This is a genomic window from Streptomyces sp. NBC_00503 (assembly GCF_036346895.1).
In the GTDB taxonomy this organism is placed as follows: domain Bacteria; phylum Actinomycetota; class Actinomycetes; order Streptomycetales; family Streptomycetaceae; genus Streptomyces.
Genome location: NZ_CP107855.1, coordinates 3,829,857 through 3,852,336, shown reverse-complemented (window position 1 = coordinate 3,852,336; position 22,480 = coordinate 3,829,857). Strand labels below are relative to the sequence as shown.

24 protein-coding genes are annotated in these 22,480 nt (G+C 72.5%); 5 read left to right on the top strand and 19 right to left on the bottom strand.

The features are described from left to right. Positions 1-22 precede the first annotated feature (22 nt). Entirely contained in the window at positions 23-421 is a 399-nt protein-coding gene (locus tag OG490_RS17985) for a TOBE domain-containing protein (RefSeq protein ID WP_330297311.1), read from the bottom strand. 108 nt (positions 422-529) lie between these two features. On the opposite strand from OG490_RS17985, the gene OG490_RS17980 reads away from it, so the two are divergent. Then, positions 530-1,402 carry a universal stress protein gene (locus OG490_RS17980; RefSeq protein WP_330297310.1) on the top strand — a complete coding sequence of 291 codons (873 nt, stop codon included), beginning with the start codon at positions 530-532 and terminating at the stop codon, positions 1,400-1,402. Positions 1,403-1,495: 93 nt separating this feature from the next. Further along, positions 1,496-1,798 carry a hypothetical protein gene (locus OG490_RS17975; RefSeq protein WP_330297309.1) on the top strand — a complete coding sequence of 101 codons (303 nt, stop codon included), beginning with the start codon at positions 1,496-1,498 and terminating at the stop codon, positions 1,796-1,798. A 37-nt stretch (positions 1,799-1,835) separates the two neighbouring features. Here the strand turns inward: OG490_RS17975 and OG490_RS17970 are convergent, their stop codons facing one another. The 3 genes from OG490_RS17970 to OG490_RS17960 form a co-directional block, all read right to left on the bottom strand. Further along, positions 1,836-2,051, bottom strand: a complete 216-nt coding sequence (locus tag OG490_RS17970; protein ID WP_330297308.1) for a type II toxin-antitoxin system VapB family antitoxin — start codon at positions 2,049-2,051, stop codon at positions 1,836-1,838. A gap of 81 nt (positions 2,052-2,132) precedes the next feature. Then, positions 2,133-3,836, bottom strand: coding sequence for an aspartate:alanine exchanger family transporter (locus tag OG490_RS17965; protein WP_330297307.1), 1,704 nt, complete (start codon positions 3,834-3,836; stop codon positions 2,133-2,135). A 141-nt stretch (positions 3,837-3,977) separates the two neighbouring features. Next, positions 3,978-4,604, bottom strand: coding sequence for a TetR family transcriptional regulator (locus OG490_RS17960; protein WP_330297306.1), 627 nt, complete (start codon positions 4,602-4,604; stop codon positions 3,978-3,980). A 67-nt stretch (positions 4,605-4,671) separates the two neighbouring features. Here OG490_RS17960 and OG490_RS17955 point away from each other — a divergent pair, with 67 nt between their 5' ends. Together OG490_RS17955 and OG490_RS17950 are read left to right on the top strand one after the other, a co-directional pair. Continuing rightward, positions 4,672-5,001: a hypothetical protein gene (locus OG490_RS17955; protein WP_330297305.1), complete on the top strand. Its 330-nt coding sequence runs from the start codon at positions 4,672-4,674 to the stop codon at positions 4,999-5,001. 256 nt (positions 5,002-5,257) lie between these two features. Further along, positions 5,258-6,907, top strand: a complete 1,650-nt coding sequence (locus OG490_RS17950; protein WP_330297304.1) for an alkaline phosphatase family protein — start codon at positions 5,258-5,260, stop codon at positions 6,905-6,907. A 164-nt stretch (positions 6,908-7,071) separates the two neighbouring features. Here the strand turns inward: OG490_RS17950 and OG490_RS17945 are convergent, their stop codons facing one another. The 14 genes from OG490_RS17945 to OG490_RS17880 all read right to left on the bottom strand — a co-directional run bounded on the left by OG490_RS17945 (position 7,072) and on the right by OG490_RS17880 (position 20,710). Beyond that, on the bottom strand, positions 7,072-7,383 hold the full coding sequence (locus OG490_RS17945; RefSeq protein ID WP_330297303.1) for a putative quinol monooxygenase: 312 nt from the start codon (positions 7,381-7,383) through the stop codon (positions 7,072-7,074). Next, positions 7,383-8,360 carry an NAD-dependent epimerase/dehydratase family protein gene (locus OG490_RS17940; RefSeq protein ID WP_330297302.1) on the bottom strand — a complete coding sequence of 326 codons (978 nt, stop codon included), beginning with the start codon at positions 8,358-8,360 and terminating at the stop codon, positions 7,383-7,385. Before OG490_RS17940 ends, OG490_RS17945 begins: the two co-directional genes overlap by 1 nt. Positions 8,361-8,421: 61 nt before the next feature. After that, on the bottom strand, positions 8,422-9,681 hold the full coding sequence (locus OG490_RS17935) for an MFS transporter (protein WP_330297301.1): 1,260 nt from the start codon (positions 9,679-9,681) through the stop codon (positions 8,422-8,424). After that, positions 9,678-11,027, bottom strand: coding sequence for a hydrolase (locus OG490_RS17930; RefSeq protein WP_330297300.1), 1,350 nt, complete (start codon positions 11,025-11,027; stop codon positions 9,678-9,680). The genes OG490_RS17935 and OG490_RS17930 overlap by 4 nt, the downstream gene beginning before the upstream one ends. Continuing rightward, complete coding sequence (locus OG490_RS17925; protein WP_330297299.1) at positions 11,024-12,277, bottom strand: ATP-grasp domain-containing protein; 1,254 nt, start codon at positions 12,275-12,277, stop codon at positions 11,024-11,026. Before OG490_RS17925 ends, OG490_RS17930 begins: the two co-directional genes overlap by 4 nt. Positions 12,278-12,356: 79 nt before the next feature. Next, the gene (locus OG490_RS17920) at positions 12,357-13,307 is read right to left on the bottom strand and encodes a transketolase (RefSeq protein WP_330297298.1); all 951 of its coding nucleotides are present in this window, start codon (positions 13,305-13,307) and stop codon (positions 12,357-12,359) included. Beyond that, positions 13,304-14,146: a transketolase gene (locus OG490_RS17915; protein WP_330297297.1), complete on the bottom strand. Its 843-nt coding sequence runs from the start codon at positions 14,144-14,146 to the stop codon at positions 13,304-13,306. The genes OG490_RS17920 and OG490_RS17915 overlap by 4 nt, the downstream gene beginning before the upstream one ends. Continuing rightward, complete coding sequence (locus tag OG490_RS17910) at positions 14,143-15,996, bottom strand: M20/M25/M40 family metallo-hydrolase (protein WP_330297296.1); 1,854 nt, start codon at positions 15,994-15,996, stop codon at positions 14,143-14,145. Before OG490_RS17910 ends, OG490_RS17915 begins: the two co-directional genes overlap by 4 nt. Further along, positions 15,993-17,045 carry an N-acetyl-gamma-glutamyl-phosphate reductase gene (gene argC / locus OG490_RS17905; protein WP_330297295.1) on the bottom strand — a complete coding sequence of 351 codons (1,053 nt, stop codon included), beginning with the start codon at positions 17,043-17,045 and terminating at the stop codon, positions 15,993-15,995. The genes OG490_RS17910 and argC overlap by 4 nt, the downstream gene beginning before the upstream one ends. Then, on the bottom strand, positions 17,038-18,357 hold the full coding sequence (locus tag OG490_RS17900; protein WP_330297294.1) for a DegT/DnrJ/EryC1/StrS family aminotransferase: 1,320 nt from the start codon (positions 18,355-18,357) through the stop codon (positions 17,038-17,040). The genes argC and OG490_RS17900 overlap by 8 nt, the downstream gene beginning before the upstream one ends. Continuing rightward, complete coding sequence (locus OG490_RS17895) at positions 18,354-18,986, bottom strand: degT/DnrJ/EryC1/StrS aminotransferase (protein ID WP_330297293.1); 633 nt, start codon at positions 18,984-18,986, stop codon at positions 18,354-18,356. The genes OG490_RS17900 and OG490_RS17895 overlap by 4 nt, the downstream gene beginning before the upstream one ends. 208 nt (positions 18,987-19,194) lie before the next feature. Beyond that, a complete protein-coding gene (locus tag OG490_RS17890; protein WP_330297292.1) occupies positions 19,195-20,127 on the bottom strand; it encodes a RimK family alpha-L-glutamate ligase in 933 nt (310 codons plus the stop codon). Continuing rightward, positions 20,124-20,312 carry a lysine biosynthesis protein LysW gene (locus tag OG490_RS17885; protein WP_330297291.1) on the bottom strand — a complete coding sequence of 63 codons (189 nt, stop codon included), beginning with the start codon at positions 20,310-20,312 and terminating at the stop codon, positions 20,124-20,126. The genes OG490_RS17890 and OG490_RS17885 overlap by 4 nt, the downstream gene beginning before the upstream one ends. A gap of 221 nt (positions 20,313-20,533) precedes the next feature. Continuing rightward, complete coding sequence (locus OG490_RS17880; protein WP_330297290.1) at positions 20,534-20,710, bottom strand: hypothetical protein; 177 nt, start codon at positions 20,708-20,710, stop codon at positions 20,534-20,536. 138 nt (positions 20,711-20,848) lie between these two features. Between OG490_RS17880 and OG490_RS17875 the strand changes: the two genes are divergently transcribed. Next, positions 20,849-21,859, top strand: coding sequence for a helix-turn-helix transcriptional regulator (locus OG490_RS17875; protein ID WP_330297289.1), 1,011 nt, complete (start codon positions 20,849-20,851; stop codon positions 21,857-21,859). Between the two features lie 76 nt (positions 21,860-21,935). On the opposite strand, the gene OG490_RS17870 is transcribed toward OG490_RS17875, so the two are convergent. Further along, the gene (locus tag OG490_RS17870; RefSeq protein WP_330297288.1) at positions 21,936-22,469 is read right to left on the bottom strand and encodes a hypothetical protein; all 534 of its coding nucleotides are present in this window, start codon (positions 22,467-22,469) and stop codon (positions 21,936-21,938) included. Positions 22,470-22,480 lie beyond the last annotated feature (11 nt).

Below are 22,480 nucleotides of genomic sequence, written 5' to 3'. Positions count from 1 at the left end.
CCGTCTCTTTGCCGTTGTCGACTCAGACGAGGTCGACGTGGACGTCCGTGGACTTCACCCGGGCCGTCACGGTGACCCCGACCGCGATGCCGAGCTCCTCGACGGACTCCCGGGTCACGAGGGAGACGATGTGGTGCGGGCCCGACTGGATCTCCACCTGGGCCGCGACCTCGTCGAGCCGGACGGCCGTGACGATCCCGGCGAAGGAGTTGCGCACGGAGGTGGCCGCGGCCTTCTCCGGGACCGGATGCAGCCCGGCGGCACGCTCCTTGGCGAAGGCGGCGAGAACGGCCCCGTCGACGCTCCGGACCCCTTCGGGGCTGCGGGGCGCGGGAAGCCGCCCCCCGTCGGCCCAGCGGCGGACGGTCTCGGGGCTCACGCAGAGCAGGCCCGCGGCCTGCCCGATGGAGTACGACGGCACCTGCGCAGCCTAGCGCTGTGACCGGCGCCGGGCGGGAGTAGCGTCGTAGGTGCGACCAGGCCGCGGCCCACCGCACGGGACCGCGGCACGGAAAGAAGGGTGCCGCCGATGTCCCTGCCGTCCTCCCCCTCCTCCGCGGGCGCTCCGTCCGAGCCGGACGCCCCGTCCCTCCCCTACCTCGTCGGATTCGACGGATCCGTACGCAGCCTCGCCGCCGCCCGCTGGGCCGCGCGGGAGGCGGGGCCGGCGGGGGCCGCGCTGCGGCTGCTCCACGTCGGCCATGCCTGGCCCACCATCCAGCCGATCTCCCCCGAGTTCCAGCCCGTGCTCGGCGAGAGCGCGCGGGCCGCCGAAGGCGTGCTGAGCGCCCTCGCCGAGGAACTGCGCGCCCTGCACCCGGGGCTGACCGTCGAGACGGCCACCGCCGAAGGAGGACCGGCCAGCGAGCTGCCGCGCGCCGCCGCGCACGCCCGGCTGCTCGTCGTCGGAGCCGGCGGGCACAACCACCACGTCCCGCTGCTCGGCTCCACCGCGCTGCACGTCGCCGGGCGCAGCGAGATCCCCGTCGTCCTGATCCGCGAGCCGGCGGCGGCGCCGGCCGCGGCCGCGGAGCGCGGGCAGCGCGGCCGCGGGGTGGTCGTGGGCGTGGACCCGGCCGGCGACTACGAGGCCGTACTCGGCTTCGGGTACGCCTGGGCAGAAGCCCACGGACTGCCGCTGCGCGCCGTGCACGCGGGCCCGGAGCCCGCGCAGTCGCTCGAAGCCGCGGTGGCCAAGGTCTCCGCGGCGTACCCCGGGGTGGCGACCGAGTGCGTCAGCCGTCCCGGGGACCCCGCGCACGTCCTGGTCGACGAGTCCGCGACGGCCGACCTCCTGGTCGTCGGCCGCCGCCACCACCGCCCCCTGCACGGCCTGGGCCCCACGGACCACGCGGTCGCCCACTACGCCCGCGGCCCGGTGGCCCTGATCCCGCACGGCTAATGCCGTGGCCTTGGGTCCACCAGCACACGCCCCGCCCGGCCAACCGGCCAATCGGCCGACCGCCCGAATCCGGGGCCGTGACAGGCTGCCCGCATGAGCTTGAGCGAGGGGAGCGATCCCCGGAACCCGGCGGGCGTCCGCGTGGGTGACATCTATGAGGACTGTTCCTTCCACCCGGTGCTGTGCACCGACATCGAGGACAATTGCGGGCTCGTGCTCAGCGGCGTCTCGCTGATCGACGGCACGTACCCCCGCTCGTGCGACGCGCGCTACTGCGAACCCGTCCTCATCCCGGCGCAGGACGTCATGGCCATCAAGGGAGACCTGGCGGGCTACGCCGCCCGTCGCCAGACCGAGCGGGCGGCCGCTGCCCAGGCCGTCGCCGAGTCCGCCTGAGGCGCCATCTTCCCCGGACCCGAGTGGTTCGCCGGACTCACCGCCGGTAGTTCTGCTTGTCCTCCAGCAGGTCCAGGTCGAAGGCGCCTTCCGCGGCGTACGTACGCAGTCGGGTCAGGGCCAGGGCCTGTCGCCGGTTCTCCAGCACCTCGCGAAGGGCGGCATTCACCGTGTCCTCCGTGGAGCGGGTTCCGAGTGCTCGGGCGACGTCGGCAAGCAGCGCGTCATCGAGATCGATCACGGTCCGGCTCATGAGGGGCACACCCTTCGTTGTCGATGCGGGAAGACGTCCGCATCTCCGAGTGTGCTGCCCCAGACCCGGCGCCACCGGCGGCTACCGCCTCAGGAGGACGATCACCGAGCCCCACATCGTCAGCAGGACGTTGCCCAGGGCGTACGGGACCGTGGTGCCCAGGGCCGGGATCTGGCTGCGGGCGCGTTCCGTCAGGGCGCCGAGGGCGGCGGTCGTGGTCTGGGCGCCGGCCAGGGCGCCGAGGAGGATCGGGAGGGGGAGGCGCTGCACGAAGTGGCCCCAGGCGAAGCCGGTCAGGAGGGGGATTGTGGTGACGGCCGCGCCCCAGAGCAGCAGCGGCCAGCCCGCCTCGCGCAGGCCGGGGACGAAGCTGGGGCCCGCGTTGAGGCCGACGATGGTGACGAACACGCACAGGCCGAGCGTGCCCATCAGCCACTGCGCCGCCGACGGCAGGTTCCCGTAGGTGGGGTACTTCGCCCGGATCCAGCCGAAGACCAGGCCCATCAGCAGTGCCCCGGTGGAGGTGGACAGTGAGAGCGGGGCGCCGGCCGCGTGCAGGGCGGGGATGCCGAGGCAGCCGCCGAGGAAGAGGCCGAGGGCGATCCACACCATGTCGGTGGCGAAGCTGGTCGGGACCGGCTTGCCCAGTTCCCGCGCGGCCTCGTCCACCAGTCGGCGCGGCCCGGTGAGGACCAGGGTGTCCCCGCGTTCCACCGTGCTGTCGAGCCGCACGCGCAGGTCCGTACCGGCCCGCCAGTGTTCCTCGACGAAGACTCCGGGCATGAAGTCCTCGTGGCGCAGGGTGCGGATCGTGCGGCCGCTGCTGTTGCGGTTCGTGATGACCACGTGCAGGGATTCGGTGCGGTAGGCGAGGAGTTCGAAGTCGTCCGTCTCCATGCCGATGTGCGTGCGCGCGTCGTAGGCGACGAGGTCGCCCCGGACCGCGCTGACGGCCAGGACGTCGCCCAGCTCGATGCGGGTGTCCGGGGTGTGGTCGAGGATCTCGCCGGCCCGGCGCAGCCGGGTGATGTAGAGGCGGCGGCCGTGGGCCTTCTGCTCCGCTTCGAACTCGCCGATCGTGCGGCCCGCGAAGGCCGCCACGTCCACGGCGTAGGCGCGCAGCACGTGCTTGTAGTAGCCCTCCCCGGCGTCCGGGTCCGCCTCCGAGGCCTCCAGGTCGGCGGCCAGTACGGCGCTCTCGGCCGCGAGGTCCCTGCGCAGGAGGCGGGGCAGCACCCCGGCGAGGAGCAGGGCGGGCAGGACCGTGCCGAGGGGGTACGTGACCGCGTAGGCGACGGCGACCAGGTGGGACTGGTCGGTGGCCGCGGCGGGGCTCATGCCGGGGATGTGGGAGATGGCGTCGGAGCCGACGCCGATGACGGAGGACTGGGTGAGGCCGCCCCCGAGCAGACCGGCGGAGAGGCCCGGACCGTAGCCGGCGAGGGTGGCGAAGGCCCAGGCGGTGGCGAGGCCGGTGACGCAGACGATGAGGGCCAGGACCACCTGGGGGAGGCCGTCCTTGCGCAGGGCGCGGAAGAACTGCGGGCCGACGTCGTAGCCGAGGGCGAAGAGGAACATCAGGAAGAAGACGGATTTGATCGGGCCGTCGATCTCCACCGCGGCCTGGGAGCCGATGACCAGGCCCGCGACGAGGCAGCCGGTGACGGCGCCCAGCGCGATGGACTTGTACCGGATGCGGCCGAGGAGGAAGCCGGCGGCGATGGTCAGGAAGATCAGCAGCTCGGGGTAGGGGCGGAAGATCTCGGTCCTGAGCCACTCCACCATCCGTGCCCCTCCTCGGTCCGCGCCGCCCGCTGCCCGCTGCCCGCCGCCCGGCATCCCGACCGCCGGCCGATCGCCGGCCGTCTGCCGGCCGTCTGCCGACCGCCGCTGCCCGGCTGCCGGTCGAGCCCGTTCCGGGAAACGTTATGTGGTGGTATGACCCTGCGCATGTCCGGAGTCGGCGGACGGGCCCGCCGCCAGCCTGCGGACCAGCCCGACCAGGGCTTCGCGCTGCTCCTCGGGCCCGGCGCCGGCGGTCTCGGGGGCCACCATCCGGACCAGCTGGGGGAGGTTGAACCAGCCGGCGGTCAGGGCGATCACCGCGTACATGAGGTGGCCGGCGGGCACGTCGCCGGTGAGCGCCCCGGCGTCCTGGGCCTCGCCGATGGCGGCGACCTTCCGGGCGTAGTGGCCGGTCCGCTCGTCCTCGGCAGCCACGGCCTCGCCGCGGTGCAGTCCCTCCCAGGCCAACAGGCGCAGGAAGTGCGGGTTGCGGCGGTGGTAGTCGAAGACCCGGGCGGTGTAGTCGCCCAGGTCGGCCGCGGATTCGCCGGTGAGCGGGACGGCGTCGGCGAGGCGGCTCAGCTCGCATTCGAGGACGGCGCCGAAGAGCGACTCCTTGTTGCCGAAGTACTGGTAGATCCGCTCCTTGTTGACGCCCGCGCGGGTGGCGATCGCGGCCACCCGGGCGGCCTCCGGGCCCTTGGCCGCGAACTCCTCGATGGCGGCGTCGAGCAGGAGCTTCTTGGTGCGTTCGGTGTCCCAGGCCATGGGGGGACCCTATCGCAATCCCAACCGAACGGTTGGAGTTTGGGCCGGGCCGGGCTATTCTCCAACCGTGCGGTTGGAGAATTTCCGCCGCCCGAACTGGGGGAACACCATGTCCGCGAGCACCACCACATCCACCACTTCCACCACTTCCACCACTTCCACTGCGACCACCACTCCCGCCGCGCCCTCCGTGCACCGCCGGGCCCTGATCACCTGGCTGGCGATCTACCCCTCCGTCACCGTCGTCCTGGCCCTGGTCGGCGGGGCCACGGCCGGGCTGCCGCTGCCGGTGCGGACGCTGATCCTGACGGCGATCGTCGTCCCGACCGCCGTCTACGTCCTGGTCCCGGCCCTGGTGAAGGCGAACGCCGCGTTCGTGGGCCGCCGCCGGGGCTGACGGCGCCGGGACCCGGTCGAGAGCAGACCCGCCCTTCGCGGTGCGTTCACGTGCGCGCCTTCGCCGGTACGCGGGGCCGCACTACTCATGACGCGAGCCCCCCGCCCCGCATGCACCGCGATGACCGGAGAAGCCCGTGTCCCGACCTGCCGAGTCCCGACGTCCCTCGTCCCGACGTCCCTCGTCCCGACGTCCCTCGTCCCGACGTTCCGTCCAGCTCGCCGCCGCCCTCGCCGTCACCGGAGTCCTCACGGCCGTGACCCTCACCCAGGCGTACGCCGCCCCGGGCGGCGGGTCCCACGAGGACTCCCGCGACGGCGCCCGGGGCGCCCGCCGCCACACGGCGACCCAGCACGTCCTGTTGGTCTCCGTGGACGGTCTGCACCAGTCGGACCTGGCCTGGTACACGGCCGGGCACCCGCAGTCCGCGCTGGCCCGGCTCGTCGGGTCGGGCGTGCAGTACACGGCCGCGCGGACGACGACGCCCTCCGACTCCTTCCCGGGCATGATCGCCCAGGTCACGGGCGGCGGCCCCGGCACCACCGGGGTCTACTACGACGACAGTTACGACGCCTCGCTGCTCCCCGCGGGCACCACCGACTGCAAGGCCGCGAAGCCCGGCGCCGAGGTGGACCTCACCGAGAACCTCGACCGGAACCCGGCCGCGCTCGACGCGGGACAGGGCCTGGCCGGTCTGCCGGGCAGCATCCTCGCGATGACCGGCCGGCCCGCCGCCCTGCTCGACCCGGCGAAGCTGCCGGTCGACCCCAAGACCTGCAAGCCGCTCGCCCCGCACGCGTACCTGCGGGTCAACACCGTCTTCGAGGTGGCCCGCCAGGCGGGTCTGCGGACCGCCTGGTCCGACAAGCACGCGGCCTACGACATCCTCAACGGCCCCTCGGGCGAGGGCATCCAGGACCTGTTCACTCCGGAGATCAACAGCAAGGCGGCCCCGGACTTCCCGGCCGCCTCCGACTGGACCAAGGACAACCTGGCCACCCAGCAGTACGACGGCTACAAGGTGAAGGCCGTCCTCAACCAGATCGACGGCTACGACCACGGCCGCACCCGCAGGACCGGCACCCCGGCGGTCTTCGGCCTGAACCTCCAGTCCGTCTCCACCGCCCAGAAGCTGCCGAAGTCCAACGGCCTGCAAGGCGGTTACGCGGCCAAGGGCGTCCCCGGACCGCTGCTGGCGAAGAGCCTGGACTTCGTGAACGACCAGATCGGCGCGCTGACCGCCGAGATCCGCGCGCAGCACCTGGAGGGCAGCACCACCGTCATCCTGTCCGCCAAGCACGGCCAGTCCCCGGCCGACCCGGCCGCGCTGACCCGGATCTCCGCCGACCCGCTCGTCGCCGGGCTCAACGCGGCCTGGAAGAAGGCCCGTCCGACCACCGCGGACGGCTCCGCCACCGGCGATCTGGTGGCGCACACGGTGGCCGACGACGGCCTCCTGCTCTGGCTGAACGACCGCTCGGCGGCGGCCGCCCGGTTCGCCGAGGAGTACCTGCTGGCCCAGAACGGCGCCGGCACCGACATCGACGGCAAGTCGAAGGCCTTCACCGCCTCCGGCCTGACCGGGGTCCACGCGGGTGCGGAGGCCGCCCGCTACTACGGCGCCGAGACCGGCGACGCCCGCGTCCCGGACCTCGTGGGCATCGCCCGGTACGGGGTCGTCTACACCGGCGGCACCGGCAAGATCGCCGAACACGGCGGTTCCGCCGCCGACGACCTGGACGTCCCGCTGATCGTCTCGGGCGCCTCGGCCCCCCACGGGGTACGGGTCTCCGCGCCCGTGCAGACCAAGCAGATCGCGCCGACGATCCTGAACCTCCTCGGTCTGGACCCGCGGTCCCTCCAGGCGGTCCGACAGGAGCACACCCGCGTCCTCCCGGTCCGCTGACACCCTCCTGCCCGAAAGCCCCGGCCGAGGCCGGCCGGGGCTCCGCGGGGGTGGGACCCGTTACGCCTCCGGGCGGATCCGGAAGGTGATCGCGGCGGCCGGTTCCGCGCACCGGGCCACGGCCTCGGCGCGGGTCGGGGAGGCAGCGGCGGGGGTGGCGGCGGTCATGCGCAGACTCCTACGGACTGGCTCTGGACGGGGACGCTGGGGTGAACTTCGCGCTCCACGCGCGGCAGGATCTCGGTGAGGTAGACGTCCTGGATGGCCGGGCCCTCCCCGTGCGCCTCCCAGTGCGCGCGGGTCAGCCAGCGCTCGACCAGCACGAACTGCCGCGGATCGGCCTGGGACTGGTACGCCTCCCAGGCGACGCAGCCGTCCTCGGCGAGGCACATCGGGCGCATCCGGTCGAGGGCTTCGGCGACCGCGGCGATGTTCCCGGGGCCGGTGGTACGGATGATGACGATGAGGTCGAACATCACTTCTCCTGAACCGCGACGGCGGCGGCAGTGGCGGCAGTAGCGGCGGCGGCGGTGCGGGCGAGGGCGGGCAGCCACTCGGAGACCGGGGTGAAGCGGTGGCCGAGCGAGGCGGCCCGCTCGGCGGACATTCCGAAATCGGCCGGGCAGGAGAAGGGCGAGAGGTCGGGGTCGCCCGCGGGGTCCTGCTTCTCGACGACATGGGCGCGCAGCCCGGTCGCCGCCTCCACCGCCGCGCAGACGTCGTACACGTCCGCGGTGTCGGGGGAGGTCACGTTGACCGTCCCGGTCATCCCGGTGGTCGCGGCCCGGGCGAGGAAGGTGGCCGCGTCCTCGGCGTGCACCAGGGAGGTCCGGCCGGGGGCGGCGTGCGCCACGATCGGGCGGCCGTCGCGGACCCGGTCCAGGTGGAAGTCGACCCGTCCGGTGAAGTCCCCCTTGGCGGCCAGTACGTGGGCCACCCGGGCGATGACCACCGGCACCCGGGAGGTGGCCAGCAGCGCGGCCTCGGCCTGCCGCTTTCCCTCGCCGTAGTTGGCGCCGAGGTAGGCCGGGTCCTCCCACGGCAGCTCGGTGTCGTAGGCGTAGTGCGCCGTGTCGAGCTCCTCCTCGCGGGCGAAGACGCTCATGGCCGGTGCGGGGATCCGCCAGCGGAAGGTGTCCTTGTTGTACACCTCCATGCTGCTGGTCAGGACGAACTTCCCGGCCCGGTCGCCGAAGGCCTCGGCGGCTTCCACGGCGGCCTTCGAGGTGTAGCACATCTGGTGCACCACGGCGTCGAACCGCTCGCCCGTCACCGCCCAGGCCAGCTCGCCGGGGACGTTCAGGTCGGCGACGAGCCGCCGGACCGAGGTGCCGAAGGGGTCGGGGGTGATCCCCCGGTTGACCACCGTGACGCGGTGGCCCGCGTCGAGGAGTCGTTTCACCAGCAGCTTGCCGAAGAACCGGGTGCCGCCGACCACGCAGACATCAGCCATCTGCCGCTGTCCTCATCTTTCTGGGTACGAAGGGGGGTGGGGGGAAGGGGGTGAGGAGCGACTACTTGGCGGAGACCGCTTCGACGGGCTCCGCGACCTCGGCGGCCTCTGCGGGCTGTGCGGCATCGGTCTGCGGCGCCGGCTCGTCCCGGCTCATCAGGCAGATGACCGCGCAGCCCGCGGCCACGACCGCGGCCACGTACCAGTTGGCGCCGGGGACGCCCCAGGAGAGGGAGAGGTCGAACAGGGCGCCGGCGAGCAGCGAGCCGACCATGTTTCCGGCGCTGCGGAAGAAGTGCATGGCGCCCATGGCCTTGGCGAGCCGGTCCTCGGGGACCCGGCGGGCGACCCAGATGTCGAAGGAGGGTACGAAGAGGATCTCGCCGAGCACCACGGTGAGGCAGCCGACGACGACCCAGGCGGCGCCGCGACCCGCACCGAAGGCCACGAAGGCCACGGTCATGCCGGTCAGTCCGACGGCCATGACGGCCCCGGGGCGCAGGTGCTTGATCAGGAACTTGAACAGCGGGTACTGCAGGACGAGGACGCTCAGCCCGGTGATCCAGAAGGGGGTGGAGGGCGCCCACTGGGTGACGTACTCCTGCATGTGCAGCGGGATGCCGACCACGAAGCCGATCGACAGGAACCAGAAGACCGCGGAGAGGACGAAGTAGCGGGTGGCGCCGCGCACTTCGATGCCCTTGAAGACGGCGGTGCTGAAGAGCGGGCGCTTCTCGGGGGCCGGGGCCGAGGGGTCGGCCTGGGGGCCGAAGCCGTTGCGGGGGATGAAGGAGGAGGCGGCCAGGCAGAAGCCGATGAAGATCGCGAAGACGATGGAGAAGAGGGTGCGCAGGTCCACGTCGGTGAGCAGGGCGCCCAGCAGCGAGCCGCCGAACAGGCCGACCTGGGCCGACATCTGGAAGGTGGAGAACGCCTTGGGCCGCTCGTCCTCGGGGTAGGAGACGAGGATGTTCTTCAGGCCGGGGAAGGCCGTTCCCGAGCCGAAGCCGATGAAGAACGCGAGCGCCCCGTAGACGAGCACGCCGCTGCTGAAGCCCATCGCGCCCAGCGCCGTGGCCTCCAGTGCGGTGCCGAGGAAGACCGCGCCGCGGATGCCGACGCGGGCCGCCGTGCCCTCGTAGAAGAAGGTGGCGAGCAGGCGTCCGACGTAGGTCATGCACATCACGACGCCGGCCCAGAAGCCGCTGTCCGTGCCGCTCAGGGAGGCGACGAGGACGGGGAACCAGATGAAGTTCCCGATGTGGGCGAGGAAGATCCCGGCGTTGACGCCGATCAGTGCTCGTCTGCGTTCGGTGGTCACAGCGCGGCCTTTCCCTTGGTGGTGGTGGCGCGGAGGTCCGCGATGGCCCGTGCGACCGCGGTCCGGTCGACCGGTATTCCGGCCACGACGGTGGCCAGGGGCAGCGCGGAGAGGGGTGTCCCCGCCGCGTGCAGGTTGTAGGTGGCGGCGGCCCCGACGGAGAGGGGGTGGATGCCGGTGGGCGCCCCGCTCATCTCGTCGAAGTAGCGGCGGCCGCCGAGGGTGGCCTGGAGGCGCAGCGGTTCGGCGAGCGCCGGGTCGTCGCCGCGCAGCAGGTCGAGCTCGGAGAGGAAGGAGTAGCCGTGGTAGGCGCCGGTGTTGCCGGAGTCGGTGCCGACCAGGAGGTTTCCCTGCTCCAGGGTGGCCAGGGCGTTGCGGCGCATGTCGGCGAGTGCGGCGGTACGGGTTTCCTGGACCCCGTACTCGATGCCGAAGGGCTGCTCGATGGCCGAGGCGAACTCCCGGTTGCGGGGGTCCTGGGTCTCGGTGAAGCCCTCACGGCCGTACTCGGCGGCGAACTCCTCCCCCGTCATGATCATCGAGCGCAGTCCGGCGAGGGTGGAGACGAAGCGGGCGCCGTCCAGACGCTTCCAGTCGGCCGCGTCCAGGGTGCGGTCGCGCACCGAGTGGGCGAAGAGACGGAACCCGCAGTCGTACGCCCACTGCGTCTCCTGGAGCGTGTTGCAGTCGATCACGGCGGTGATGCCGCGCTCGGCCGCCATCCGGGCGGTGAAGCGCAGCACCTGCTCGGACATCCGGGAGAACCGGACGGGAGAGCCGGGCTGTTCGGTGCCGTCCGTGAACATCACCTTGAGGAAGGTGCCGCCGCGCTCGGCGTTGGAGCGCAGCGCGTGGTCGAGGTCGGCCTCCACGGCGAGCATGTGGACCGGTACGGGGAACTCCACCCCGTGGCCGTAGCGTCCGGCCGCGTCGGTCCTGGCGGTGACCGCGTAGCCGGGGTGGGCGACCTCGGGGTAGGGCCAGGGCGACTGCTGCCGGCCGGCCTCCCAGGCGTCGGCGACGATCGGGAAGCCGAACATGTCGACGACGTGGGTGACCCCGTGGAACAGGTACTGCAGGGCCACGATCCGGGGGTCGTCGGTGCTGTCGTCCCAGTTGGCGGGCAGTGCGACGTGCGCGTGGGTCTCGGTGTAGCCGGGCCACAGCTCGTCCTCGCCGCCCCGGCGGGTGCCGGAGGGCTCGATCCGGGTGAAGACCACGCCCTCGGTGGTGACGTCGAACAGGGCGGCGGGGTCGAGGGCGGGGACGGCCACGCCCCGCAGGGTGGCCGGCACGGGCGCGAGCGGGCCGTCCGTGGCCGTGGTGCCGGTGGCCGGGGTGCTCATCGGGCGACCTCGACCTTCATCCGCAGGTCGATGCTGTCCAGGCCCTCTTCGCAGCGCTTGTTGACCTCGTCGCGGTCGGAGCCGGTGAAGATGATGTGGCCGATCCAGTCGAAGTTGGAGCGGGACAGCCGGGTCACCGGGGTGCCGGGCTTCCGGTAGGCGAGCGCGCTGTGGTAGCCGGGCAGATCGGCCAGCTTGTCGAAGGCGATGGACTCGACCGTGCCGTCGATGGGGGCGCCGAACCAGTGGCCGCCGGCGGTGGTGTCGCCGGGGAAGGCCAGCTCGGGGCGCTCGCCGAGGGCCTGGCGGATGACCTCCAGGTACGGGTCGACGCCGGAGCTGATCTGCATCAGGCTGGGCACGATCCCGCCGATGAGGCGGCCGTTGACCTCGCAGAGCACCGGTCCGTCCGCGCCGAGCAGGAACTCGGTGTGGATGAAGCCGAAGTCCACGCCGAGGCCTTCCAGGACCTGGGTGGTGGCCGCGAAGAGCTCGTCCTGGAGCGGGTGGCCGCGGAAGTAGGTGGCGCCCATCTCGATGAAGTAGGGGAAGCCGCTGAGCGGGCGGTCGGTCAGGCCGAGGTGGACGATCTCGCCGGAGGCCAGGACGCAGGACTCGACCGAGATCAGGTCCCCGGTGACGAACTCCTCGATCAGCAGGTCGGGGATGCGTACGACGCCGCGCCCGTAGTCGGCGACGTCCGCCAGCTCGGCGAGGTAGGCGCGCAGGTCGTCCTCGTCCTTGAGGTGCAGGACGTGCAGGCTGGCCGTGCCGTCGGAGGGCTTGACCACGCAGGGGAAGCCGATCTCGCGGACGGCGGGCTCGATGTCGGCCGGGTCGGCGACGTGGGCGAAGCGCGGCTGGCGCACGCCCTTGCCGTCGAGGGTGAGGCGGGTGAGGTGCTTGTGGCGGGCGTTGCGGGCGCCGTCCACGCTCATGCCCGGCAGGCCCAGGGCCTCGGCCACGGACGCGGTGTGGACGGTGTGGTACTCGCTGTACGTGGTCACGCCGTGGATGGGCTTGCGCTCGTGCAGCTCGCGGGCCAGGGCGGTCAGCTCGTCGATGGAGAAGGCGGTCTCGCTCTTGATCACCTCGCAGTTGGGGTGGGCGTACGCGGCTTCGGCGAGCGGCGAGGCGGCCAGGTAGAAGTCCGGGTCGACCGAGACGAGGGTGACGTCGTGGCCGAGCTCCAGGGCGTTGGCGATGCCGGCGATCCCGTTCGGGTTGCACTCGATCATGAGGATGTGCACGGTGACTCCTGAGTGGTGTGGTGGGTGGGGCTACGGGGCTACGGGTGTTGCTCGTGCTGTGAAGTTCTGGGGTGAGGGCTCAGGCGGCGCCGGCCAGTGACCGGTCGCCCGCCCGGTCCACGGCCGCCAGCACGGCCGGCAGGTCCAGGCCGACCGCGGCCATGACCTCGGCGTGGTCGCCGCCCTCGGAGGGCCAGCTGCGGTTCGCGCTCGCGGCCGTCACCTCGCAGCGGGGCAGCAGCAGCGCGAGGGCCTCGGCGACGCCGCCCTGGGCGCGGTGCTCCTCGACCACGACGAACCGGCGGTGGTGGGCGGCCAGTTCGGCCGCCGCCGCGGTCAGGTGCTCGTGGTCCAGGTAGACCAGGTGGGCGTGGGCGGTGCCGGGGGCCGCGAGGCGGGCCTCCATGGCCAGCCGGGTCCCCTCCTCCCCCACCGAGACCAGGCACACGTCCTCGGATCCGGCCCGGAACTCCCAGTTGACCAGCGGGAGTTCGCCTTCGCGTGGGCCTTCCGCGGCCGAGGTGTCCAGGGACTCGTAGGCCGCGTTGCGCCCCGTGCGGATGTAGTGCGGCTTGCCGGAGCGGACCGCCTCGCGGATCACCGCCCGCATCTCGGCCTCGCCGTAGGGGGCCGCGATGGTCACGCCGGGCACCGAGCGCAGGACCGCGAGGTCCTCCAGGGTGTGGTGGGTGGTGCCGAACCAGGCGCCGGAGACACCCGCGTAGGGGGCCACCACGGTGACCCCGGCGGCGAGGTAGCCCAGGGTGAGCTTGAGGCTCTCCGCCGCACGCAGCGCCGCGAACGGGGCGAAGGTGCTGACGAAGGGCTTGTAGCCGGCGGAGGCGAGCCCCGCCGCCATGTCCACCATCGCGCCCTCGGCGATGCCGAGGTTGAAGAAGCGCTCCGGGTGGGCGAGTTGGAAGGCGTGGCCCTTGCCGCCCAGGTCGGCCTCCAGGCAGAGCAGGGAGGGGTCTTCGGCGCCGAGCAGGGCCAGCTCGTCGCGGTAGGCGTCACGGCCCGAGAGGGTCATTTGATCGCTCGCTTCCACTGGTTGGCCCGCCGGGCGTCGATGCTCACGTAGTGCGAGGCGGCCTTTCCTTCCACGGCCGGCACCCCCTTGCCCTTGACGGTGGCCGCGATCACGGCCAGCGGGCGGGTGGCCGAGGAGCGGTCCCCGGCCAGCAGCTCGGTCAGCTCCGCCAGGTCGTGGCCGTCGGTCTCCACCACGTCGAACCCGAAGGCGGCGAACCGGCCCGCGAGGTCGGGCAGCGGGGAGATGTCGGCCACCATCCCGTCGTTCTGGCCGCCGTTGCGGTCCACGACCAGGACGAAGTTGCCGAGCCGCTGGGCGGCGGCCACCTGGCAGGTCTCCCAGACCAGGCCCTCCTGGAGCTCGCCATCGCCTGCGACGGCGATGCCGAGCCCCGGGAGAGAGCCGATCCGGCGGGCCATCGCCCAGCCGGCGGCGTACGGCACCCCGTGGCCCAGGCTCCCTGTCGGGAACCGGACCCCGGGCACCTTCGGCCCCGGGTGCCCCGTATAGGGGCTGCCCGCGAGGCCGTACAGCGGCGCCGGGTTCTCCGGCAGGATGCCGCTGACGTAGAGGGCCGCGTAGAGCCCGGCGGCGGCGTGCCCCTTGCTCAGCACGACCTCGGTGCCGTCCCCGGCCGAGGCCCGGTGCAGGGCCGCGATCAGGATGTCGAGCACCGACAGGCTGCCGCCGAGGTGGCAGCCGCGCGGGCTCGCGGCCATGTCGACGACGAGGCGGCGGGCCTCGGCGGCGCGGGCGGCCAGGACGCCCTGGAGCTCGTCCCCGGACAGCTCGGCCGGTGCGTCGAGTACGGCCGGTGCGTCGAGTACGGCGGTCATCGACGGCTCCCCTCGGGCAGGGCGAACCAGCGGTTCACCGCGTCGGCGAGCAGTGAGCGTGCGGAGCGGTACTCCATGGAGCCGATGCGCTCCTCGTCGGTGTGGTCGAGGGAGGAGTCCCCGGGCCCGTACGCGACCATCTGTACGCCGCGCCAGGTGGTGGCCAGCGTGTTCATGTCGGAGGTGCCCTTCTTGACCACGTACCGGGGCCGGATGCCGGCCTCGGCGAAGGCCCGGTTGAAGACCTTGACGAGGGATCCCGAACGGCCGCCGGCGTGGCCGGGGGTGGCCCGCAGGACCTCGACCGAGACCTCTTCGCCCGCGTGGCCCAGGGCCAGGGTGCGCAGCAGGTCCAGGTCGGCGGCAGGCGGCACCCGGAAGTTGAGGGTTCCGACGGCCCGGTGCCGGTCGCGGCCGGTCTCGCAGGTGATGTCGATGACGGCGGAGAGCGCGTCGGGCGCCTCCTTGAGGACCGATTCGCGGATCGCGCCGAGTACGTCGATCAGCCGGTCGGGCGCGGACGTGGCGTCCATGCCCGCCGAGTGCCCGCTGGAGACGGAGGCGGTCACCTTGAGCTTGAAGAGTCCGAAGTAGCCCAGGGTCAGGGTCTGCGAGCCGCTGGGCTCGCCGATCACCACGGCTTCGGCCGGGTAGTGGTCGCGGGCGTGGAAGGCGCCCTTGGAGGAGGAGATCTCCTCCTCGACCGCGCCGACCACGACGAGCTGTCCGTCCTCGGGGATGTCCGCGTGGGCGAGCACCTCCAGGAAGCCGGCCAGGCTGCCCTTGGCGTCCACGCTGCCGCGGCCCCACAGTTCGTCCTCGCGCCACTCGGTGGTCCAGTGGTGCGGCACGGTGTCGAGGTGGCCGAGGAGCAGCAGCCGGCGGGGGCCGTCGCCGCGGGTGGCGACGAGGTTGCCGACCTCGTCGATCCGGGCCTCCATGCCGCGCTCGCGGCACCATGCGACGAGGAAGGAGGCGAGCTCCTCCTCGTCCCCGGAGACCGAGGGCACCGCGACGACCTTGGTGAGCAGCCCCAGGTCGGCGGCAGGCTCCCGGACCGGCCAGAAGCGGGTCCAGCCGGAGGGGTCGCGCAGGGTGTGCGGTCCGGTGATGGCCACGTCGGCGCTGCCCTTGAGGGCGATCTCCGCGGCGCGGACCTTCTGCCGCATCCGGCCGCCGGCGTAGCGCGCTCCGTCTCCCGGGTAGGCGTCGGTGAGCGTGGAGGCCGGGTCGGCCGGGTCGGTGAGCAGTCCCGCGGTACCGGTGACCAGGCGCAGGTGGTCGGCGCCCAGGGCGTTGGAGAGGACCGCGGCCAGGACGTCGGCGTCCACGTTGAGCGGGGCGCCGCCGTCCCGGTCGGCGACCGGGGCGGACAGTGCGACCACGTCGTAGGTCTCCAGGAGCGCCCGCAGCCGTACGGTGTCGACCTCGTCGGGCACTCCGGCCCGGTGGTCGCGCACCACGATCGGGCGGTCCTCGGCGGAGAGCGCCTTCAGCGGACGGTTGGCCCGCCCGGTGACCAGGCCGCCGCGGGCCGCGACCGAGGTGAAGACGCTGAGTCCCAGCTCCCGCAGGCCCGCTTCGGCGGCCGGCAGGGTGACCCGCTCGTACGCGTCGACCAGGTGTCCCATCTCTTCCGGCGGGCAGTAGCGCACCTCGTCGCCGTTGGCGAGCCGCAGCTGCGGCATGGGCCGGCCGATCGCCTCGTAGTGGCGCTCGATGCCGGTGGCCCCGCCGGTGACCAGGAGCACCCGGGCGCCGCGGGCCACGAGGGCGGCGATCTCGGCGTGGACGGTGCCGCGGTCGAGGGTGGCGCTGCCCGCCTTGATGACGTAGAGCGGCCGGGTCACGGGGACACCGCCGTGGAGGGCAGGCCAGCCGCCTCGTCGAACCCGCAGATCAGGTTCATGGCCTGGACGGCCTGTCCGGCCGCGCCCTTGAGCAGGTTGTCCAGGGCGGCGACCGCGACGACCTGTCCGTCGCGCACGGCCACCGCGACCTCGGCGATGTTCGAGCCGACGACGGCCTTGAGCATCGGGAAGTCCTGCGGCAGCTTCGGCGCCGGGCGGACCCGGACGAACGGCTTGCCCACGTAGGCCTTGGCGTAGGCCCGCTTGACGTCGAGCGGGGTGACCCCCTCGCGCAGGTCGGCGTAGGCGGTGACCATGATGCCGCGCGCCACGTCGAGGCTGTGGGTGGAGAAGCGCAGGTCCATGGCGGCGCCGGTGAACTCGGCGATGACCTGGCGGATCTCCGGGGCGTGCCGGTGGCCGTGCAGCTTGTGGACCCGGAAGTTGCCGCTGCGCTCGGCCGGCGACTCGCTGGAGCCGCGACCGCCGCCGGAGGAGCCGGTCTTGGCGTCGACGACCACCCGCTCCTCGACCAGCGAGGCGGCGAAGAGGGGGTAGAGGGCGTAGACGGTGCTGACGGCCATGCAGCCGGGCAGGCTGATGAAGCGGCTCTCCGGTACGGAGGGGCTCAGCTCCGGGATGTAGTACGCGAACTCCTCGGACGGCGGGTTCGAGGCGGTCTTCGGGTAGTACGAGGCGACCTCCGCCTCGTCGCGGAGCCGGAAGTCGCCGCCGAGGTTGAGGATCCGCTTGGCGTACGGGGAGATCTGCGGCAGCTGCACGGGAAGCGTGCCGGTGGGCAGGCATCCGAAGGCGATGTCGACGGGCTCGACGTCGGCGAGCTGGGCGAGCGGCCGGAACTTGAGCCCCGCGGCCCGGGGGTGGTTGCGCAGTCCGGGGTGGACGCTGCCGATGGTGGCGCCCGCGGAGCGCTCCGCGGAGAGGAACGCGAGCTCGACCCCGGGGTGCTCCAGGAGCAGGCGGATGACTTCGCCGCCGGTGTAGCCGCTGGCGCCGATGACGGCGACGCGGACCTTGTGCTCAGCCAAGACGGGCCGCCTTCTCGTAGGGGCGGCGGTAGTCGCCGGCCTCGACGAGCTTGCGGATGGCGTCCGGGCGGCGGGCGACCTTCCGGAAGGCGTCGGCGTAGCGCAGGATGCGCTCGTACTCCACGGGGGAGCGCAGCTCGCGGCAGAGCACGAGGGTGCTGTCGAGCATGCCCAGGGTCACCGGGAAGTCCTCGGGGCGGTGGTCGCGCACGGCGCCCGGGTTGAGCGAGAACGGGTAGCCGTTGCCGAAGCCGTCGCGGTGCTGGAACGGCAGGTGGCAGGGGATCGGGGTGTTCTGCCACTCGCGGGCCGGTACGCCCTCGGCGACGAGCAGTTCGTGGACGGCTTCCTTGACCGCGTGGACCGGCAGGTCCTCCAGGCCGACGGCCTCCGGGTGCAGGGTGGTGCGGTACATGTTGTAGGCATGGGTGTGGCCGGCCGGTACGTGCGGCGGGGTGAACAGGCCGGTGTCCTGGAGGACTTCGCCGAGCAGGGTGGCGTTGCGGGCGCGGATCTGGTCGTAGTACGGGAGTCGCTTGAGCTGGCCGGAGCCGAAGGCGGCGGCGACCCAGGACATGCCGTAGTCGATGCCGTGGCGCTCCAGGTAGCGCACCGAGCGCTCGTAGGCCTCCTCGGTGGCGAAGAAGGCGATGCCGCCCTCGCCGCCGAGCGGGAAGTTCTTGTCGGCCATCAGGCTCTGGCCCGCCGCGTCGCCGAAGGAGCCCGCGACCTGCTCGCCGATCTTGGCGGAGTGGGCGTGCGAGGCGTCCTCGACGAGGGCGATGCCGTGGCTGTCGGCCAGGGCGCGCAGCGCGGACACGTCGGCCGGCAGGCCGTGGACGTGTACGGGCATCAGCGCGCGGGTCCGGGGGGTGATCGCGGCGGCGGCCGCGGCCGGGTCCATGCAGTACGTCACCGGGTCGATGTCAACGAACACCGGGACGGCGTGCGCGGCGACGACGGCCTGGGCGGTGGCGATGAAGGTGAACGCCGGGACGATGACCTCGTCACCGGGCTGTACGCCGGCGCCGACGAGGGCCATGTGGAGGCTGGAGGTGCCGCTGGCCGTGGGCAGGGCGTAGTTGGCGCCCACGTACTGGCGATAGGACTCGGCGAAGTCGGCGACGACCTTCTCCGGGGCCTGGCGCTGCGCGAGCATCAGGTTGAAGACGTCTTCCTTGGTGATGATCGGGAAGAGCGTGCGGCGCAGGGACTTGGGGATCATCGCGTCGCCGCCGAGGGCGGCGAGTTCGGCCTCCAGGTCGGCGGCGTCCGGCAGCGGGAGGGGGGCGGACGGGAAATCAGTGATCATGAACGTGCTCCAGACAGGGCGGCGGGTCGCGCCGAGTGAGTCAGGGCCATCCGTGCGCAGGCGGCGACCAGCGGGCTCAGCCGGTAGTTGAACTGCACTCCGGGCACCAGGGAGTCGTCGGCCTCTTCCTGCGTCCACATGGTCCGCAGGTCGTAGGCGCCGAAGATCTTCAGCCGTTCGGCGCGGGCCCACGCCTTCGCGTCGTCGGTCAGGACGGCGGCGGCCGGTCCGAAACCGAGCCCGGTGAGGTCGACGACCAGGGCGGGGGCGGTGGACGCGGCGGCCAGCTCGGGGAGCCGGCCGGCGTTCTCGGCGTCCAGCGCGATCCGGTCGTAGGCGGCGGGCCCGCCGTCGTGGACGACGCCGACGCCGAGCCAGTTCAGGAAGGCGAGCGAGGACTCGTCCTGCTCCGGCAGCGAGATCGTGTCGCCGTGGCCGATGCCCTGGCCGGCGAGGGCCGCGTGGACCGCGCCGGTACGGCTGTTGAGGAGGACGGCCTTGGCGCGTCCGGTCTGCTTGGTCAGCAGTCTTTCGAGGCCGGGTAGTTCCCGGTCGCTCTTCTCGATGCTCATGACCACGCCCGAGGTGAGGACGCGGGTGAGCACCGTAGCGGTGTCGAACAATTCCATGGGGGCTTCTCCGGTAGGGACGGTTGCCGGGTGGGCGGGGCGCACGCGGGCATGGCGGTGCCTTCGCGGATGCGGTTTCGGGTGCAGGTACGGGCCTGCGGCCCCGGAGGGCGGGCCGGAGCGACCCGGTGACCGGGCCCCCGTACGAGGCGAGTGCGAGGCCTCGTACGGGGACCCGTACGGGTTCCGGGGCGCGGCGCGCCCGGTGTCAGACGGCCGAGGCCGCGAGCTGCTGCCCTGAGCGGTTCTCCGAGAGCCCCGGCACGGGGCTCTGCGAGTGCTCCTCGGAGAGCTGCTGCGCGATGTAGGCCGCCAGATGGCCGGCCACATTGACGCCGTGCAGGGCGGAGGAGCGCGCGAACTCGGGGTTCGCGTTCACCTCCAGCACCAGCAGTTCGCCGGTGGTGAGGTCCTCGACCAGGTCCACCCCGTAGAAGCCGGGGCCCAGGGCGTCGACGACCTGACCGCAGAGCTTCTCGATCTCCGGGGTGATCTCGGTGCGGCGGACCTCCGCACCGAGGTGGGTGTTGGTGCGCCAGTCGTCCGACACGCGCTGGATCGCCACCACCGGAGTGCGTCCGACGACCACCACGCGCAGGTCGTGGCCGGGCTTGTCGATGTACTCCTGCACGACCACCGGGAAGAGCTTCCCGCCGGCGTCGGCGGACTCCCGTCCGCCCACCCAGGCGTCCACGCACTCGGCGTTCGCCATCTTGGTGACCCCGCGCCCCCAGGACCCGCTGACCGGCTTCACCACGGACGGCAGTCCGAACGCGGCGACGGTGGAGCGGACCTGGTCGTAGCTGAACGCGTGCCGGGTGACCGGGTGCGGGATGCCGCTGCGGGCGAAGAGCAGGGCCTGGAGGCCCTTGTCGTTGCAGGTCTCGATGGTCGAGGCGCGGTTGAGGGTGGTGACGCCCGCGTGTTCCAGGCGCCGGGAGACGCTGATCGCGTCGCGGTGGGAGAGGTTCCTGATCAAAGCCAGGGCGGGCGGGCCCGAGTGGCCCGCCACCACCTCGGCCAGATCCTCCATCAGCAGCGGTTGTGCCTTCAGTCCCTCGGCGCGCAGCGCGGTGAGAAGGAGCTTCTCGTCCGGGCGCAGCATGGTGACCGAGAGCAGGACCTGGTCGGGGGAAGTCACTCGCCCCAGTCCTCTTCCACCTCGGGGGCGAGGTCCAGGCGGACCGTGGCGTCGGTCTTCTCGACTACCTCGTGCTCCTGGCCGCAGGCCGTGCACTCGGTGATCTCGCCCTTCTCCCAGTCCGCCTGCACCTCGAATTCGGTGTCGCACACGAGGCATTTCGGAGCCGCGATTGCGGTGGTCATTCTTCTCAGTCTCCTTCGGTAAATCGACATGCCGGAACTCGGGATGACGAGTGCGGCAGGATGGCGGCCCGTCGGCGGGGACACCACCATTTCGAGCCGTTCCCCTTCCCCGGGATCACGGGCGAAGGGAAGCTAAAGGGGCTGTGACGTGCCGTGGAGCGGGTGGGGGCGACCTGGTCGTCGCGGCCTCACGCGCCGCTCACCATCGGCGTGGTACCGGCTCAGGCCCAGCCCGGGTCGGCCGGTACGGGCGCCGGCGCCGCGCCGATGTGCGTCGCGTCCTGGGCGGCCACACCCTGGGATCCGACGACTCCGGCCGCTGCCGCGGAGAGCGCCAGTACGGCTGCTCCGGCGGCCAGCGCACCGGTGATGACGCGCATGAATGGGACGTCCTTCATTTCCGTTTCCCCCTACACAGTTACTTGGTGGTTCTCGTGCTGTTGGCCACAAGAAAGAGAATGCCGGTGTGCGCAGGCCGGCGGAAGGGACGCCGGGGGTCATGATCGTGCATTGCGTGAAGCAGAAGGGGACCCGGCATGTGCCGTCTGACGGAGGGCGATCAAGACTCGGACCCCGAGAGGTCCCGCTCATCGGGGGAGGTCTGCGACGAAGGCGTCGAGTACTACCGGGCCGCAGTGCAGAGGGGCCGCGCGGCCCGGGCCGGCGCCCCCGGTTGCCTGCTCGAACTGGGCCTGCTGGCACCAGCGTTGGACGAGCCGGACTTCCTGATACCGATACCGCCCGCCGTGGCCACGGCCACGCTGGCGCACCCCGTGGAACTGCGCATCCTCGAACAGCAGCGGGAGCTGGCCGCCCAACGCGCCCTGCTGTCGCGCATGGAGGGCGTCTACCGGGGCGTGCGCTCGGACGGCAGCGAGGCGGTCCAGCGCCTCACCAGGGCCCCGGTGATCGCCGCCGCCGTCGAGAACGCCGTCCAGGCCGCCGAGACCGAGCTGCTCACCGCGCACCCCGGCGGCGGACGCCCCGAGGAAGTGCTCGCCCAGTCCCTCAAGAACACCCTGGAGGCCTGCCGCCGCGGAGTCCGCCAGCGCACCCTCTACCAGCACACCGTGCGCACGCACGGCCCCACGCTCGACTACATCAAGGCCGTCACCGACGTCGGCGTCGAAGTGCGCACCGTCAACGAGGTCTTCGACCGCCTGATCATCTGCGACCGGTCCGTGGCCTTCATCCCCGACAAGGAGCGCGAGCACCGCGACCACGCGCTCAAGGTCACCGACCCCGGCATCGTGTACTTCCTCGTCTCGGTCTTCGAGCACGCCTGGGACCGCGCCGAACCCGTCGTCTACGAGCCCGACCAGCACCGTCCCAAGGTCCTCACCGACGAGACCCGGCTCCACGTCCTGCGCCTGATGGTCGACGGGTACACCGACGCCGCCATCGCCAGCCGGCTCGGCATGAGCACGCGTACGGTCGCCACCCACCTGAAGCGGATGTCCGACCTCCTCGGCAGCAACAGCCGCGCCCAGCTCGCCTACCTGACCGCCCAGAGCGGCCTCCTGGACGGGCCCAGGCCCCCGGGGTGAGCGGACGCGGAAAGGAGAAGGGCCCCACCGCGAGCGGTGGGGCCCTTCTGCAATGCACTGCCGTGAGAACTCTCGGCTACTCGCTGACCAGCACCGGGATGGAGAGCACCACGCTCACCGCGGTGCCGGACAGGGCGCCCGGGGTCACCGTGAAGGCGATGCCGTCCGGACCCGCCGCGCGGGGGCCGTCGTGGTGCTCGGAGCCCTTGGCGTCCTCGCCCTCCTCCTGGTACTCGAACTTCCCGGTCCCCACGAGGCGGCCGGCCCCGTCGTAGTACGCGGCGTCCACCTCCAGGGCCAGGGTGTCGCTGACGTCGGAGGTGATGGCCACGCGCCCGGTGACGGTCTTCTTGCCCGTGAGGACCAGGCCCGTCAGCTTCACCCGGTCGTTGAACGGGCCCTGTTCCACACGGACCTCGCCCGCCGCGGCCGGCTGCGCGAGGGACGCGGCCGGCGAGGGAGCGCTGCGCGGCGCCGGCATGGCCACCGGGGACACGGAGACGGCGGGTGTGCCGGCACCGGTGTCCGTGCTGCCGGAGCAGCCCGTGGCGAGGGCGATTACTGCGGCGGCGGCCAGCGCGGCGGCCGCGCTGCGGGCGAGGTGTTTCATCGGTTGCTCCT